Annotated in this window: 14 protein-coding genes; 11 read left to right on the top strand and 3 right to left on the bottom strand. The window is 63.0% G+C overall.

What is annotated here, in order from left to right; genetic code table 11:
• The first annotated feature begins 59 nt into the window (after nucleotides 1-59).
• The 8 genes from M2360_RS11140 (at nucleotide 60) to M2360_RS11105 (ending at nucleotide 9,490) form a co-directional block, all read left to right on the top strand.
• The gene (locus M2360_RS11140) at nucleotides 60-1,949 is read left to right on the top strand and encodes an ABC transporter ATP-binding protein/permease (RefSeq protein WP_280775246.1); all 1,890 of its coding nucleotides are present in this window, start codon (nucleotides 60-62) and stop codon (nucleotides 1,947-1,949) included.
• 77 nt (nucleotides 1,950-2,026) lie between these two features.
• The gene (locus tag M2360_RS11135; protein ID WP_280775193.1) at nucleotides 2,027-2,290 is read left to right on the top strand and encodes a type II toxin-antitoxin system ParD family antitoxin; all 264 of its coding nucleotides are present in this window, start codon (nucleotides 2,027-2,029) and stop codon (nucleotides 2,288-2,290) included.
• Nucleotides 2,287-2,604 carry a type II toxin-antitoxin system RelE/ParE family toxin gene (locus M2360_RS11130; protein WP_280775192.1) on the top strand — a complete coding sequence of 106 codons (318 nt, stop codon included), beginning with the start codon at nucleotides 2,287-2,289 and terminating at the stop codon, nucleotides 2,602-2,604. Before M2360_RS11135 ends, M2360_RS11130 begins: the two co-directional genes overlap by 4 nt.
• Nucleotides 2,604-4,007 carry a DNA repair protein RadA gene (gene radA, locus M2360_RS11125; RefSeq protein WP_280775191.1) on the top strand — a complete coding sequence of 468 codons (1,404 nt, stop codon included), beginning with the start codon at nucleotides 2,604-2,606 and terminating at the stop codon, nucleotides 4,005-4,007. The genes M2360_RS11130 and radA overlap by 1 nt, the downstream gene beginning before the upstream one ends.
• Before the next feature lie 85 nt (nucleotides 4,008-4,092).
• Nucleotides 4,093-4,737, top strand: coding sequence for a CvpA family protein (locus M2360_RS11120; RefSeq protein ID WP_280775190.1), 645 nt, complete (start codon nucleotides 4,093-4,095; stop codon nucleotides 4,735-4,737).
• A 226-nt stretch (nucleotides 4,738-4,963) separates the two neighbouring features.
• Nucleotides 4,964-6,454 (top strand): amidophosphoribosyltransferase, encoded by a 1,491-nt coding sequence (gene purF, locus M2360_RS11115; protein WP_280775189.1) that lies wholly within the window; start codon nucleotides 4,964-4,966, stop codon nucleotides 6,452-6,454.
• Between the two features lie 60 nt (nucleotides 6,455-6,514).
• Nucleotides 6,515-7,252, top strand: a complete 738-nt coding sequence (locus M2360_RS11110; protein ID WP_280775188.1) for an SDR family NAD(P)-dependent oxidoreductase — start codon at nucleotides 6,515-6,517, stop codon at nucleotides 7,250-7,252.
• Nucleotides 7,253-7,336: 84 nt separating this feature from the next.
• Complete coding sequence (locus M2360_RS11105) at nucleotides 7,337-9,490, top strand: AMP-binding protein (protein ID WP_280775187.1); 2,154 nt, start codon at nucleotides 7,337-7,339, stop codon at nucleotides 9,488-9,490.
• Here the strand turns inward: M2360_RS11105 and pssA are convergent.
• The 3 genes from pssA to alr form a co-directional block, all read right to left on the bottom strand.
• Nucleotides 9,482-10,387 (bottom strand): CDP-diacylglycerol--serine O-phosphatidyltransferase, encoded by a 906-nt coding sequence (gene pssA / locus M2360_RS11100; protein ID WP_280775186.1) that lies wholly within the window; start codon nucleotides 10,385-10,387, stop codon nucleotides 9,482-9,484. The genes M2360_RS11105 and pssA overlap by 9 nt on opposite strands.
• Nucleotides 10,388-10,398: 11 nt before the next feature.
• On the bottom strand, nucleotides 10,399-11,097 hold the full coding sequence (locus M2360_RS11095; RefSeq protein WP_280775185.1) for a phosphatidylserine decarboxylase: 699 nt from the start codon (nucleotides 11,095-11,097) through the stop codon (nucleotides 10,399-10,401).
• Nucleotides 11,098-11,238: 141 nt separating this feature from the next.
• Nucleotides 11,239-12,351: an alanine racemase gene (gene alr, locus M2360_RS11090; protein ID WP_280775184.1), complete on the bottom strand. Its 1,113-nt coding sequence runs from the start codon at nucleotides 12,349-12,351 to the stop codon at nucleotides 11,239-11,241.
• A 103-nt stretch (nucleotides 12,352-12,454) separates the two neighbouring features.
• Here alr and M2360_RS11085 point away from each other — a divergent pair, with 103 nt between their 5' ends.
• The 3 genes from M2360_RS11085 to M2360_RS11075 all read left to right on the top strand — a co-directional run bounded on the left by M2360_RS11085 (nucleotide 12,455) and on the right by M2360_RS11075 (nucleotide 14,371).
• Nucleotides 12,455-13,315, top strand: a complete 861-nt coding sequence (locus M2360_RS11085) for an AraC family transcriptional regulator (RefSeq protein WP_280775183.1) — start codon at nucleotides 12,455-12,457, stop codon at nucleotides 13,313-13,315.
• Nucleotides 13,316-13,379: 64 nt separating this feature from the next.
• On the top strand, nucleotides 13,380-14,072 hold the full coding sequence (locus M2360_RS11080) for an AzlC family ABC transporter permease (RefSeq protein WP_280775182.1): 693 nt from the start codon (nucleotides 13,380-13,382) through the stop codon (nucleotides 14,070-14,072).
• Nucleotides 14,069-14,371, top strand: a complete 303-nt coding sequence (locus M2360_RS11075; protein WP_280775181.1) for an AzlD domain-containing protein — start codon at nucleotides 14,069-14,071, stop codon at nucleotides 14,369-14,371. Before M2360_RS11080 ends, M2360_RS11075 begins: the two co-directional genes overlap by 4 nt.
• Nucleotides 14,372-14,403 lie beyond the last annotated feature (32 nt).

The raw sequence follows: 14,403 nt of genomic DNA, 5'->3' as shown, positions 1-14,403 counted from the left end.
AAAAGACGGCGGCCTATTTCAGGGCCGCCTTTCTGTTTCTTCGGGAATACTGGTGGCGCATGGCGGGCAAGACAAAAACTGTATCGGCTGACTCGGGCAAGACCCTGCAGACCATCGTCAATCTCTGGCCCTATATGTGGCCGGCGGATCGCGCGGACCTCAAGATGCGCGTCGTCTGGGCGACGGTGATCCTGCTGATCGCCAAGGTCGTGCTGCTGTTGGTGCCCTATTTCTTCAAATGGGCCACCGATGCGCTGAACGGCAAGATGGACGCGGTCGGCATTTTGCCGCTGTTCATGCTCGGCGCCGTCACGCTGGTTGTCGCCTATAACGTCGCCCGCCTTTTGCAGCTCGCGCTCAACCAGTTGCGCGACGCGATGTTTGCGAGCGTCGGCCAATACGCCGTGCGCCAGCTCGCTTTCAAGACATTCGTACATCTGCACCGCCTGTCGCTGCGCTTTCATCTCGAGCGGCGCACCGGCGGCCTGTCGCGCGTCATCGAGCGCGGCACCAAGGGCATCGAAACGATCGTCCGCTTCACCATCCTCAACACCTTTCCGACGCTGATCGAATTCATCCTGACGGCGGCGATTTTCTGGTGGGGCTACGGCTTCTCTTACCTGTTCGTGACCGCCGTGACCGTCTGGCTCTATATCTGGTTCACGGTGCGGGCGAGCGACTGGCGAATGAATATTCGCCGGACGATGAACGACTCCGACACCGAGGCCAACACCAAGGCGATCGACTCGCTCCTCAATTTCGAGACGGTCAAATATTTCGGCAATGAGGAGATGGAGGCCAAGCGCTTCGATGCGTCCATGGAGCGCTATGAGAAATCGGCGACCCAGGTCTGGACCTCGCTCGGCTGGCTGAACTTCGGCCAGGGCGTTATCTTCGGCGCGGGCACGCTGGTGATGATGGTGATGTCGGCAATGGCCGTGCAGCGGGGCGAACAGACGCTCGGCGATTTCGTCTTCATCAACACCATGCTGATGCAGTTGTCGATCCCGCTCAATTTCATCGGCTTTGTCTATCGCGAAATCCGCCAGGGCCTCACCGACATCGAACAGATGTTCGACCTGCTGGAAGTCGACGCCGAGATCGAGGATGCGCCGGACGCCAAGCCGCTGGCAATCGCCCAGGGGGCGATCTCCTTCAAGGATGTGCATTTCGCCTATGATCCGGCCCGACCGATCCTCAAGGGCGTGTCCTTTGACGTGCCGGCCGGCAAGACGGTGGCCATTGTCGGGCCGTCGGGCGCTGGCAAGTCGACCATTTCGCGCCTGCTCTACCGTTTCTATGATGTCCAGCAGGGCGCTGTGACCATCGATGGCCAGGATGTCCGGGGCGTGACGCAGAAGTCGCTGCGCGCCGCCATCGGCATGGTGCCGCAGGACACGGTGCTGTTCAACGACACGATCGCCTACAACATCCGCTACGGCCGCCCCGCGGCGCGTGAGGAAGAGGTGACCCAGGCCGCCGAAATCGCCCAGATAGACCACTTCATCCGATCGCTGCCGGAAGGCTACAAGTCGATGGTGGGCGAACGCGGGTTGAAACTGTCGGGTGGCGAGAAGCAGCGCGTGGCGATTGCCCGCACCATCCTGAAATCGCCGCCGATCCTCATTCTGGATGAGGCGACCTCGGCGCTCGACACCCGCACGGAACAGGAAATCCAGGCGGCGCTCGACATCGTCTCCAAGAACCGCACCACGCTGGTCATCGCCCACCGTCTCTCCACGGTCGTCAACGCCGATGAGATCATCGTGCTGAAGGATGGCGGCATCGCCGAGCGCGGCCGTCATGGCGATCTGCTGGCTCAAAACGGCCTCTACGCCCAGATGTGGAGCAGGCAGCTCGAAGCCACCCAAGTGGAGGAACAGCTCAAGAAGGTCAGGGAAACCGACGATCTCGGCGTGATCGTGCGGGGCAAGCCAGCGGCGGAGTAAACCTCGCCGCATCGACGGTTGCTATTTTGTTCTCTGTTTGCTAGCTTTGGCCCAATCATGATGGAGCGGCTGAGGCCATGAGCGACAGAACGATTTCAGTGACGATCTCAGACGAGGAGCAGGCCTTTCTGGAACGTGAGATAGCCAATGGCAATTTCGCAGACGAAGGCGAAGTTGTTCGCGCCGCAATCGCAAGGCTCGAGCATGAGACGAAGCTGAACGCGTTGCGCCGCGATGTCCAAAAAGGATTGGATGACTTCTCTGCGGGTCGCTACAAGACGTTCAACGAGCCGGGCGACATGGCCCGATACGTCATCGACAATGCCGATGCGCTCAAGTGAAAGACGGCTGGACATTCTCCTATTCGGAGACGGCTCTTCGGGACTTGGCATCGATCTACCGCTACATCGCGGAACGGAATCCAGATGCTGCGAGCCGTTTTATCGACGCCATCGATCGCAAGATTTCGTCAATGGCGAGAAACAAGGTCAAAGGCGCGCCGCGTGATTGGCTGCATCCTGATCTTCGCGCTTTTCCCTACAAAGACCGCTGCATTTATTTCATTACCCAACATCATCAGATCCGCGTCATTCGAGTCCTCCACGGCCGGCAAAATGTGACAACGGACATGTTTTCTCCCGCTGCCGAGGACTAATGGCCAAGAATCGCACCAATTTCATCTGCCAGAATTGCGGCGCCGTGCATTCCCGTTGGGTGGGCAAATGCGACGGCTGCGGCGCCTGGAACACGATCATCGAGGAAGACCCGACCGGCGGTATCGGCGGCGGCCCCGGCAAGGCGCCCAAGAAGGGCCGGCCGGTGACGCTGACGACGCTGTCGGGCGAGATCGAGGAAGCGCCGCGCATCGAAAGCGGCATATCTGAGCTTGACCGGGTGACGGGCGGCGGATTCGTGCGCGGTTCGGCTGTGCTGATCGGCGGTGATCCTGGCATCGGCAAGTCGACGCTGCTGATGCAGGCCGCGGCCGCTTTGGCCCGGCGCGGCAATCGCGTCATCTATGTCTCGGGCGAAGAAGCGGTGGCGCAGGTGCGACTGCGCGCCCAGCGCCTGAACGCGGCGGACGCCGGCGTGCTTCTCGCCGCCGAAACCAATGTCGAGGACATCCTGGCGACGTTGTCGGAAGACAAGCGACCGGATCTGGTGATCATCGATTCCATCCAGACGCTCTGGAGCGACATGGCCGAAGCCGCGCCCGGCACGGTCACCCAGGTGCGTGTCGGCGCCCAGGCGATGATCCGATTCGCCAAGCAGACCGGCGCGACTGTGGTGCTGGTCGGCCATGTCACCAAAGATGGCCAGATCGCCGGCCCGCGGGTGGTCGAGCACATGGTCGACGCGGTCATGTATTTCGAGGGCGATCGCGGCCATCACTATCGCATCATGCGCACGGTGAAGAACCGCTTCGGCCCCACCGACGAAATCGGCGTGTTTGAAATGTCCGATCGGGGCCTGCGCGAAGTCGCCAATCCTTCCGAACTTTTCCTCGGCGAACGCAACGCGAAATCGCCGGGCGCAGCGGTCTTCGCCGGCATCGAGGGCACGCGGCCGGTGCTGGTCGAGGTGCAGGCACTGGTGGCGCCGACCTCGCTCGGGACACCCCGCCGCGCCGTGGTCGGCTGGGATTCGTCACGGCTGGCGATGATTCTCGCGGTGCTCGAGGCCCATTGCCGCGTCCGGCTCGGCAATTACGACGTCTATCTCAATGTCGCGGGCGGATATCGCATTTCAGAGCCTGCCGCCGACGTGGCGGTGGCGGCGGCGCTCGTCTCCTCGCTCGCCGGTCAGGCTTTGCCGCCCGACTGCGTTTATTTTGGTGAAATCAGCCTGTCCGGCGCCATCAGGCCGGTCGGCCATACCGGCCTTCGCCTTAAAGAAGCCGAGAAATTGGGTTTTCAGGCGGCTGTGCTGCCATCAGGCTCTGCCGAGCTTCCCAAGTCGTCATCCGGAACCTGGAACAGCATCGAGAGCCTGATGGACCTGGTGGTGCGGATCGCCGGCTCGAAACATGTGGGTCCGACCCAGCCCGAAGAGGAATGAGGCTTTTGTTTTAAAGTCTTGCAATGCTATAGGTGCCGCCGTCTGGCGATGAGCGGTGAACGGACCGCCGTATCGGAGAATATTTATGCCTATTACTGGTTTTGACGGTATCGTTCTCGGCGTCGCGCTGTTTTCCGCCGTGCTCGCCATGGTCCGCGGTTTTTCGCGCGAAGTCCTGTCGGTGGTCAGCTGGGTCGGTTCGGCCTATGCCGCCTATAAGCTCTATCCCCTCGGGCTGCCCTACGCCAAGAATTTCATCGCAGAAGACAAGTTTGCAATCGTCGCCTCGGCGGCGGCGATCTTCCTTATCGCGCTGATCGTCATTTCCTTCATCACCATGCGCATCGCCGACATGATTATCGACAGCCGCATCGGCGCGCTCGACCGCACGCTCGGCTTCATCTTCGGGGCGGCGCGCGGCATCCTGATCATCGTGGTCGCGGTGCAGTTCTTCAATGAATGGGTGCCGGTGGAAAAACACCCGGCCTGGATCCGGGACGCCAAATCCAAGCCGTTCCTTGACGGTCTGGGTGAGAAGGTCAAGGAAGCGCTGCCGGAAGACGTCGCGGCCCTTTTGCGCAAAAAGATCGAAGAAAAGATGAACAAGCAGGGCCAGGATGGCGCAGCGCCCGTGGATGGCGCGTCGGAAACGGCCCCTGCGGACGGCGCGACGGAAGCCGCGCCTGCGGATGACGCTTCGGCGACAGCCCCGGCCGCGCCCGCGCAGTAACAGTTTTGGTCGTCGACCCCAGCCGGTCCGAAGACGCCGGCCGGGCGAGGCCGGCCGAAATGGCGGCTTGCCGACTGAATGAGTGTCTTCAGAGATCGAACGCAGAGAAACCTTTGGGCAGGCGTCGGCGCGATTGAAAATCATCGCGTCCTCGCTCATATACCGGCTTTCTCGCATCCGCGATCGGCGCTAGTGAGACTGACAAGAGCCAAAGGCTGCAAAACCGATGAACGAAAACGCTTCTGCCATGGATATGGATTTTCTCGACGGTGACACCCTTCACGAAGAGTGCGGGGTGTTCGGCATTTTGGGCCATCCCGATGCAGCGACGCTGACGGCGCTGGGCCTGCATGCCCTGCAGCATCGCGGCCAGGAAGCCGCCGGCATCGTCTCCTTCGATGGCAAGCAGTTCCATACCGAAAAACATATGGGCCTGGTCGGCGATCACTACACCAATCCGGTCACGCTCGCGAAACTGCCGGGAACCATCGCCATCGGCCATACGCGCTATTCCACCACCGGCGAAGTGGCGCTGCGCAATGTGCAGCCGCTGTTTGCGGAACTGGAAGAAGGCGGCATCGCCATTGCCCATAACGGCAATTTCACCAATGGCTTGACGATGCGCCGCCAGATTATCGCCACTGGCGCCATCTGTCAGTCGACCTCCGACACCGAAGTCGTGCTGCATCTCATCGCCCGCTCGCGCCATGCCTCCACCACCGATCGCTTCATCGACGCGATCAGGCAGATGGAGGGCGGCTATTCCATGCTGGCGATGACGCGCACCAAGCTGATCGCCGCCCGCGACCCGATCGGCATTCGTCCGCTGGTGATGGGCGAACTCGACGGCAAGCCGATCTTCTGCTCGGAAACCTGTGCGCTCGACATTATCGGCGCGAAATATATCCGCGACGTCAAGAATGGCGAAGTGATCATCTGTGAATTGCAGCCTGACGGCTCGATTTCGATCGACGCCCGTCCGCCGGTGCGCCCGCAGCCCGAGCGGCTCTGCATGTTCGAATATGTCTATTTCGCCCGCCCGGATTCGGTTGTCGGCGGCCGCAACGTCTATCAGACCCGCAAGGCTGCCGGCGCGAACCTCGCCGCCGAAGCGCCCTGCGATGGCGATGTCGTGGTGCCGGTGCCGGATGGCGGCACGCCGGCGGCTCTCGGCTACGCCCAGGCGAGCGGCATTCCGTTTGAATACGGCATTATCCGCAACCACTATGTCGGCCGGACCTTCATCGAGCCGACCCAGCAGATCCGCGCTTTCGGCGTCAAGCTCAAGCACTCCGCCAACCGCGCCATGATCGAGGGCAAGCGCGTCGTCCTCGTCGACGATTCCATCGTGCGCGGCACAACCTCGCTCAAAATCGTCCAGATGATCCGCGACGCCGGCGCCGCGGAAGTGCATATCCGCGTGGCGAGCCCGATGATCTTCCATCCGGATTTCTACGGCATCGACACGCCCGACGCCGACAAGCTGCTCGCCAATCAGTATGCCGATGAAAAAGCCATGGCGAAATATATCGGCGCAGATTCGCTCGCTTTCCTGTCGATTGACGGGCTCTATCGCGCCGTTGGCGGCGAGCCCCGCAATTCGGCCAATCCGCAATTCACCGATCATTACTTCACCGGCGACTATCCGACCCGGTTGCTCGATCGCGAGGCGGAGAATTTCGCCAGTCGCACGGCGGCGCGTATCGGCAAGGCCTGATCGGCTGCTTAGGGGGAAGGGAGGGCCGGGCGCTCTCCCGCAAGCATAGTGGGAGAGAGCATGAGTTTCGATCTGAACGGCCGCGTCGCCCTGGTCACCGGCGCCTCGCGCGGCATCGGCTATTTCACCGCATTGGAACTCGCCCGCCGGGGCGCGCATGTCGTGGCCTGCGCCCGCACCGTCGGCGGTCTTGAGGAACTGGACGACGCGATCAAGGCCGAAGGCGGCAGCGCCACGCTCGTGCCTTTCGACCTCGCCGACATGGCGGCGATCGACGCGCTCGGCGGCGCGATCTTCGAGCGCTGGGGCAAGCTCGACATTCTCGTGGCCAATGCCGGGCTGCTCGGCGTGATCTCGCCGATCGGCCATGTCGAAGGCAAAGTGTTCGAGAAGGTTATGACGGTCAATGTCACAGCCACCTGGCGACTGATCCGTTCGGTCGATCCCTTGATGCAGAAATCCGACCAGGGCAGAGCGCTCATTCTCACATCGAGCCTCGCCCATAAATGCAAACCGTTCTGGGGACCTTACTCGGCGTCCAAGGCCGCCGTCGAGGCGCTGGCCCGCACCTGGGCTGCCGAAAGCGAACGCTTGCCGCTCAAGATCAATTCCGTCGATCCCGGGGGCGCACGTACGGCGATGCGCGCCCAGGCCTATCCGGGCGAAGACCCCGCAACGCTGCCGCATCCAAGCGAGGTCGCGAAAGTGATCGCAGAATTGACCGGACCTGATGTGACGGAGACCGGAAAACTCTTTATCGTGCGGGAAAAACGCTTCGCGGATTACAAATTGCCATAATTTTCTCGCCTAGCGGCTCATCGAGCCGCGAACCTGATCGCGGCCTCGCACATTCTGTCGTTTTGCGCATGATGGGGAGGACCCGTGAACCTCGTAAACGCTGTTATCGCCGTCATGGGCGGCGCTTTGGTGACCTGGCTGGTGACGGCCTGGCGGGAAAAATCGGGCTCGGCTCTCACCTATGGTCAGGCGCTGTCGCTGACCTTGATGAAATTCGCCGTCGGGGCGCGCTATCGCGGTTTCCGCGAATCGGCTGAGCTCGTGGGGCCGGTGATCTATCTGGCCGCCGAGCAGAGCCGTCTGGATCGTCGTCTTCTCAAGGCGTTTCTGCCGGTGGGCGTGTTTCATATCAGGCTGGAGGGCGACACCTCGCTTTACCTGCCGCTCGTGCGCTCGGTGCTGGCGGGGCAGGGCCGGCTCTGCCTTTATGCGCCGAAAGAGGTCGAATTGTCCGATGACGCCATGGCGCGTCTGGCGGAGATCGGCGAAGCGGCGAGGCAGGCCACGGCGCGGATCGTTCCCATCCACATCTCCGGCGTTCGCCATAGCATCATGTCCTTCTGGACGCGTGAAAAAGCGCCGCGCAAGGTCTGGCCGCAGATTTCGGTTGTCGCCGCGCCGCCCTTCGCCTGCAGTGATGCGCCTGCAGCCGCGCTCGCCGACCAACTCGCCGACGGCCTCGCCGCCGCCAAATTGCGGGCCGCCGATCTTGATCGCACTCTTTTCCAGGCAATCGTCGAGGCGGCGAAACTGTATGGGCCGGCGCGGGAGATCCTCGAAGATTCGCTCGGGGGACGGTTGACCTATCGGCAGGCGCTGATCGGCGTCCGTGTCCTGTCGCGCCGCTTCGCCGATCTGGCGCCGCGCGGCAAGCCTATCGGCGTGATGCTGCCGAACTCCAACGGCGCGGTGTTGACCGTGCTGGCGCTCGCCTCGGCCGGTGCGCCTGCAGCGATGCTGAACTACACCGCTGGCCCCGCCTCGGTTGCCAGCGCCGCGTCGACGGCCGCCGTCAGCGTCGTTCTGACGTCGCGCGCCTTCATCGAACGCGCCGAATTGGAGAAACTCGTGGAACGCCTGGCCGAAAACGGCGTCAGGCTGGTCTATCTCGAAGATGTCCAGAAAGCGATCGGGTGGTGGGACAAGGTGCTGGGCGTGGCGCTGTGGCGCTGGCCGGCCCGGCGCTCCGAGCCTATGGACGCCGCTATCGTACTGTTTACCTCAGGCTCAGAGGGCGCGCCGAAGGGCGTGGCGCTGTCGTCGATCAATCTTCTTTCCAATGCCGCCCAGGCTGATTGCCGAATCGACATTTCGCAGGAGGACACGCTGTTTAATGTCCTGCCGCTGTTTCACTCCTTCGGATTGCTAGGCGGCATGTTGTTGCCGCTCGCCTATGGCGTAAGGTTGGCGCTCTATCCGTCGCCGCTGCATTACAAGATCATCCCCGGCGTCGCCCGCAAGGTGCGCCCGACCATCATGTTTGGCACCGACACGTTCCTGGCGGGCTATGGCCGCGCCGCCAGGGAAGGCGATTTCGAAAGCTTGCGCATGATCGTGGCTGGCGCCGAACCGGTGCGGCCGGAAACACGACGTATTTTCCTCGACCGTTTCGGCGTCTGCATTCTCGAAGGGTATGGCATGACCGAAGCGTCGCCGGTGGTGGCGGTCAATTCGACACGTTTCTCCAAGGATGGCTCGGTGGGGCGGTTGCTGCCCGGCATGGAGATGGCGCTGGAGCCGGTGGAAGGCATGGAGGACGGCAAGCGCTTGCTGATCGCCGGACCCAATGTGATGATGGGCTATTACCTGCCCGACGCGCCCGGTGTGCTGAGCCCCTTGTCCGGAAAGTGGCATGACACCGGCGATATCGTGGAGATCGACGCGCGCGGATTCATCACCATTCGCGGCCGCGCCAGGCGCTTCGCCAAGATCGCGGGTGAAATGGTGTCGCTAGGGGCTATCGAGGCGCTCGCCAACCAGGTCTGGCCGGAGGCCGACCATGCAGCGGTGGCTATGGCCGATGCCCGGCGTGGCGAAAGGACCGTGCTTGTCACCACAAGGCGGCCAGCCTCCAAAAGCGCTCTGATCTCTGGCGCGAAGAGCTTGGGCGCATCGGAATTGCTGATCCCGGACAGTATCATCGAGACCGACGCCATACCCCGGCTCGGATCTGGAAAAACCGATTATCCCGGACTCAACCATATGGCCGTGGCGGCCCGAAGCAACGCGTCAGTGTGAGCCGTCCGCTGTATCCGACGCCTGGATGACCTTATCGTCGGGAAGAACGCCTTCCTCGAGCGCTGTCTCATGCGCAGGCAGGTCGCCATACTTCTTCCGCCAGGCGCGCGCGCCGAAAGGCAGCGTGCAGAGATAGGCGATCGAGGTGACGGCGAGCACCTGCCAGGTGAAGCTCATCAGCAGGGCGACATAAAGGACCACCACGAGAATGAAGGGCAGCGCGTTTTCGCGGCGGATCACGCCTTGCGCCTTTCCGGACCATACCGGCACGCGCGAGACCAGCAGATAGCCGATCAGCACCGTATAGGCGGCTGTCGCATAAGCGAGGTAGACGCGCATGTCGGGCCCGAAGTAGGAGACGACGTCAAAGCCCAGGAAGCCGAGATAGACAGGGGTGAGCACCAGCAGGGCGCCGGCCGGCGCCGGAACCCCGACAAAATATTCCGACAGCCATTTGGGTTTGTTCGGACGGTCGACCATGACATTGAAGCGCGCCAGCCGCAATCCGGCCGAAATGGCGTAGATCAGCGCCGCGATCCAGCCGATCGAACGGGCGTCGTCGAGAACATAGACATAAAGCACCAGAGCCGGCGCCACGCCGAAATTGATGATGTCGGCGAGCGAATCCATCTGAACGCCGAAGTTCGACGTCGCCCGCATCAGGCGCGCCACCCGGCCGTCGATACCGTCGAGGAACGCAGCCAGCAACACCATGCTCACCGCCAGTTCGAAGCGATTCTCGAAGGCAAGGCGGATGCCCGTGAGGCCCGCGCAGATCGCCAGCACCGTGATGAGGTTGGGCACCATCATCCGAAGCGGGATTTCGCGCAGGCGCGGTCCACGTCCACCATCTTCTTCGACGTCCGCGCTTTCCGGCGGCAAGGCTGCGTTGTCCATGTCCATCTCCGTCAAATGCGGCGCGTCAGCACCGGGCCCTTGTCGGAACCGAATTCTGCGAGCAGGGTTTCGCCGGCAATCGCCGTCTGGCCGATCGACACACGCGGCGTGAAGCCTTCCGGAAGATAGACGTCGAGCCGGGAGCCGAAGCGGATGAGGCCGAAACGTTCGCCGGCGTCGATGTCTTGGCCGGCATGCGACCAGCAGACGATGCGCCGCGCCACCAGACCCGCCACCTGCACGACGCCGATCTTGCCGCGCACCGTGTCGATCACCAGGCCGTTGCGTTCATTCTCGTCGCTGGCCTTGTCGAGATCGGCGTTGAGGAACTTGCCTTCGCGATAGGCGATCTGGCTGATCGAACCGCGCATGGGCGCGCGGTTCACATGGCAGTTGAACACATTCATGAACACCGAGATCTTCAGCATCGGCTCGTCGCCAAGGCCGAGTTCGGCAGGCGGCGGGCAGACCGAGATCAGCGACACCTTGCCATCGGCAGGGCTGATCACCCAATCCTCGTCCTGCGGCACAGAGCGCTCGGGATCGCGGAAGAAATAGGCGCACCATGCGGTCAGCACCATGCCGACCCAGAATAGCGGATACCAGATGAGGCCCAGCACCACGGAGGCCACGAAAAAGGCCAGGATGAACTTGTGTCCCTCGCGGTGAATGGGAACAAGGGTGCTCTTGATCGTGTCGACCAGGCTCATGGCGTGAAAAACTCCTGTTTTCGTCAGGCTTTGGCCTAGCGCGAAATGGGCGCCCCTTCAACCGTGTTCAAGATGCGGGTGGGGATTGTTCGCGTCTTCGACCCAGCGAAGGGGGAAATCGGCAACCGAAACGAAGCGCCGTCAGACAATGCGCCTGACATAGCGCTTGCCGAGGCCGGTGAGCAATTCGTAGCTGATCGTACCGGCGGCGCGGGCGGCGTCTTCGATCCTGATCGCTGCGCCGAAGAACTCCGCATAATCGCCGATGCGAACGAGATTGTCGGGAATATCCGTTATGTCGACCATGGTCAGATCCATGGTGATCCGTCCGAGGATCGGCGCGGGGCGACCCGAGAGCATCACCGCGCCGCCCTTGGCCACAATGTCCCGCAGCGGCGCGCCGGCGCCGGAGGCCGATCTATGCCAGCCATCGGCATAGCCCGCGCCGAGGATGGCGATGCGGCTGTCGCGGGCCAGTTTTTGCCGCGCGCCATAGCTCACGGTTTCGCCCGCTGTGGCGGTGCGGATCTGGATGACGCGCGCTTCGGCCGTCGCCACAGGACGCGGCGTGAATCCGGCCATGGTCAAGCCGCCATAAAGCGCGATGCCTGGCCGCGTGAGGTCGTAGTGGTAATCCAGCCCCAGCAGAATTCCAGCGGAACTCGAGAGGCTTGATTCAGCCTCTCCGAAACGCGCGGCAAGCGGCTGAAAAAATTCGTTTTGCCGTGCATTCATCGGATGATCGGGCTCGTCGGCGCAGGCGAGGTGGCTCATCACCATCACCGGTTTGCCGCCTGATTGGGCGTAATCCAACGCCTGTCTGGGCGTCAGGCCGAGGCGGTTCATGCCGGTGTCGATAAACAGGGCGTGATCGAGCGCCCCGCCCAATGCGGCGATCAGCTCCAACTGTTCGGGCGACACAGCGACAGGTATGATCCTGCGGGCGATCGCCAAGGCCTCCTGGCCGGGCCAGAGGCCAGAGACGGAGAAGATGCGGGCGTCGGGCAATAGACCGCGCAGTTGCGCGCCTTCCTCGATGGTGGCGACAAAGAAATCGCGACAGCCGACGCGGGCCAGCGCCGGCGCGATGATTTCGGCGCCAAGCCCATAAGCGTCAGCCTTCACCGCAGCGCCGGTCGCGGCTTTCGAGCGCGCCGCGATGTCGCGCCAATTGGCGACGCAGGCGCCGACATCGATGGTCACGCGGCTGGCGGCGACAGCGAAATCTGTGGGCGGGACGGGATCATGACGCATATGTCGCTGCATAAGGGCAAATATTGCCCGGGGCAATGCAGGGGCCTTCGCGTCTGCGCATTTTGTTCAAGACCCGTTGGGCGGGCTTTGCTAGAACACGCGGATGCATAATATCTCCCAGCGGCAGGCCACCGAGGCCATGCCGACCGACAAGTCCGAACATGCGCGGTTCTGGCGGGACGCCCGCTTCCGGGACATGGAATGCATGCGCGCCACCTTCATCACCCATGAATTCGCCCCGCATTCGCATGATACATTCTCGATCGGCGCGATCGAGGCGGGCTGCCAGATGGCGATGATCCGCGGCGAGCGCGAAATGACCGGCCCCGGCGCTCTGTATCTCATCAATCCCGGCGAGACCCATGACGGCCAGCCCGGCGTGGAGGAGGGCTATCGCTACCGGATGATTTATCCGGACATGCAGGTGTTCACCGACATTCTGGAAGATGTCGGCGGCAAGGCTGTTCATGGATCGCCCAGTTTTTCACGACAGTTGATCTCGGATCCGGAACTCGCGGGCCGCTTCTGTCGCGCCCATCGCGCCATCGAGGAGGGCGCGAGCGCGCTTGAGGGCGAGGAAAGCCTGTATTCGGTGCTGCTGGCGATGTTTTCCCGTCATGGCGCTGAAATCGTCGCGCCGCCGGACCATGCCGCACCCGTGGGCGTCAGGCGCGCGCGCGACTATATCGATGCCCATTTCGACGAGGAAATTTCTTTGGAGTTCCTGGCGCGGATTGCCGCTCTCAGCCGCGCCCATCTCATTCGCGCCTTCCGCAAGCATTATTTCATCACACCGCACGCCTATCAGACCGATCTACGCATTCGCGAGGCCAGGCGCTTGCTGCGCCGGGGCGCCGCGCCCTCCGAGACGGCCATGGCCTGCGGCTTTGCCGATCAGGCGCATCTGACTCGGCATTTCAAAGCGCGCACCGGGGTGACGCCGGCCGTTTTCCGCGCTGGCTGATCAATTTACTTCAAGACGTTGTCGCGTCGATCGCGCTATGCGGCGTTCCAGACAAGGAAACGCCATGACAAACACCAGATTCGACCTGCTGCTCGGGGCCCGGGCCATCTTTCCCATCCTGATCGCCGCCTTTCCCATCGGCCTCGTTTTCGGCGCGGTCGCGGCCGGCAAGGGCCTGTCGCCGCTTGAAGTTGGGCTGATGAGCGGTCTGGTCTTCGCCGGCGGTTCGCAATTCGTCGCCATGGATCTTTGGACGCATCCCGCCTCCTGGAGCGCGCTGGGCTTGGCGGCGCTGCTCGTCAATATGCGGCATGTGCTGATGGGCGCCTCGCTGGACCGCGCCCTCGGCGCTTTTCGAGGCCCGCTGAAGCCGATCGCGCTGATGCTGATGGCCGACGAGAACTGGGCATTCGCTGAAGCGCGCGCCCGCGCAGCGCCGCTATCGCCGGCCTATTACTTCGGCATGGCCATTCCCTTCTATCTCAACTGGATCGCCGCAAGTCTGATTGGCGCGGGCCTCGGCGCGCTGCTCGGAGATCCGGCGCTGACCGGGCTCGACTTCGCCTTCCCGGCGCTGTTCATCGTGCTGGTGATGGGCTTCTGGAAGGGGCGGGCCACCGCGCTCGTGCTGGTGGCGAGCGGCGTGGCGGCCGTGCTCACGCATCAGATAGCCGGTGGAGCCTGGCATATCGTCGCCGGCGCGTTGGCCGGGCTGGTCGCCGCTACCCTTCTCGCCCTGCGGGGGGAAAGCGCATGAACATTGAGCCCGCCACGTTTCTTGCCATCATCGCCATGGCCGCCGCCACCATCCTGACCCGTCTTGCAGGCCCGGTCCTCATACGCATCGTGCCGATTGGCCCCGTCGCCCGCCAGGCGCTCGACGCCATCCCGCCCGCCGTGCTGATGGCAGTCATCGCGCCAACGGCTTTTGCGACCGGCTGGGCCGAAACCATCGCCTGCGCCCTGACCGCGCTCACCGCCCGCCGCCTGCCGCTGCTCGCCAGCATCGCGATTGGCGTGGCGGCGGTGTTTGTGCTGAGGCGGGTGGGGTTGTGAAGACGTCTTCATCGGGAAATTGAAGCGCCGAA

The sequence above is a fragment of the Rhizobium sp. SG_E_25_P2 genome, from assembly GCF_029892285.1.
Taxonomy (GTDB): domain Bacteria; phylum Pseudomonadota; class Alphaproteobacteria; order Rhizobiales; family Rhizobiaceae; genus Rhizobium_E.
This window is presented reverse-complemented; position numbering and strand designations above follow the sequence as displayed.

Coding starts and splice junctions, on each gene's coding strand:
- purF (WP_280775189.1), top strand. CDS start 4,964: ATGAACGAAAACGCTTCTGCCATGGATATGGATTTTCTCGACGGTGAC.
- radA (WP_280775191.1), top strand. CDS start 2,604: ATGGCCAAGAATCGCACCAATTTCATCTGCCAGAATTGCGGCGCCGTG.
- alr (WP_280775184.1), bottom strand. CDS start 12,351: ATGCGTCATGATCCCGTCCCGCCCACAGATTTCGCTGTCGCCGCCAGC.
- M2360_RS11075 (WP_280775181.1), top strand. CDS start 14,069: ATGAACATTGAGCCCGCCACGTTTCTTGCCATCATCGCCATGGCCGCC.
- M2360_RS11080 (WP_280775182.1), top strand. CDS start 13,380: ATGACAAACACCAGATTCGACCTGCTGCTCGGGGCCCGGGCCATCTTT.
- M2360_RS11120 (WP_280775190.1), top strand. CDS start 4,093: ATGCCTATTACTGGTTTTGACGGTATCGTTCTCGGCGTCGCGCTGTTT.
- M2360_RS11135 (WP_280775193.1), top strand. CDS start 2,027: ATGAGCGACAGAACGATTTCAGTGACGATCTCAGACGAGGAGCAGGCC.
- pssA (WP_280775186.1), bottom strand. CDS start 10,387: ATGGACAACGCAGCCTTGCCGCCGGAAAGCGCGGACGTCGAAGAAGAT.
- M2360_RS11110 (WP_280775188.1), top strand. CDS start 6,515: ATGAGTTTCGATCTGAACGGCCGCGTCGCCCTGGTCACCGGCGCCTCG.
- M2360_RS11095 (WP_280775185.1), bottom strand. CDS start 11,097: ATGAGCCTGGTCGACACGATCAAGAGCACCCTTGTTCCCATTCACCGC.
- M2360_RS11085 (WP_280775183.1), top strand. CDS start 12,455: ATGCATAATATCTCCCAGCGGCAGGCCACCGAGGCCATGCCGACCGAC.
- M2360_RS11140 (WP_280775246.1), top strand. CDS start 60: ATGGCGGGCAAGACAAAAACTGTATCGGCTGACTCGGGCAAGACCCTG.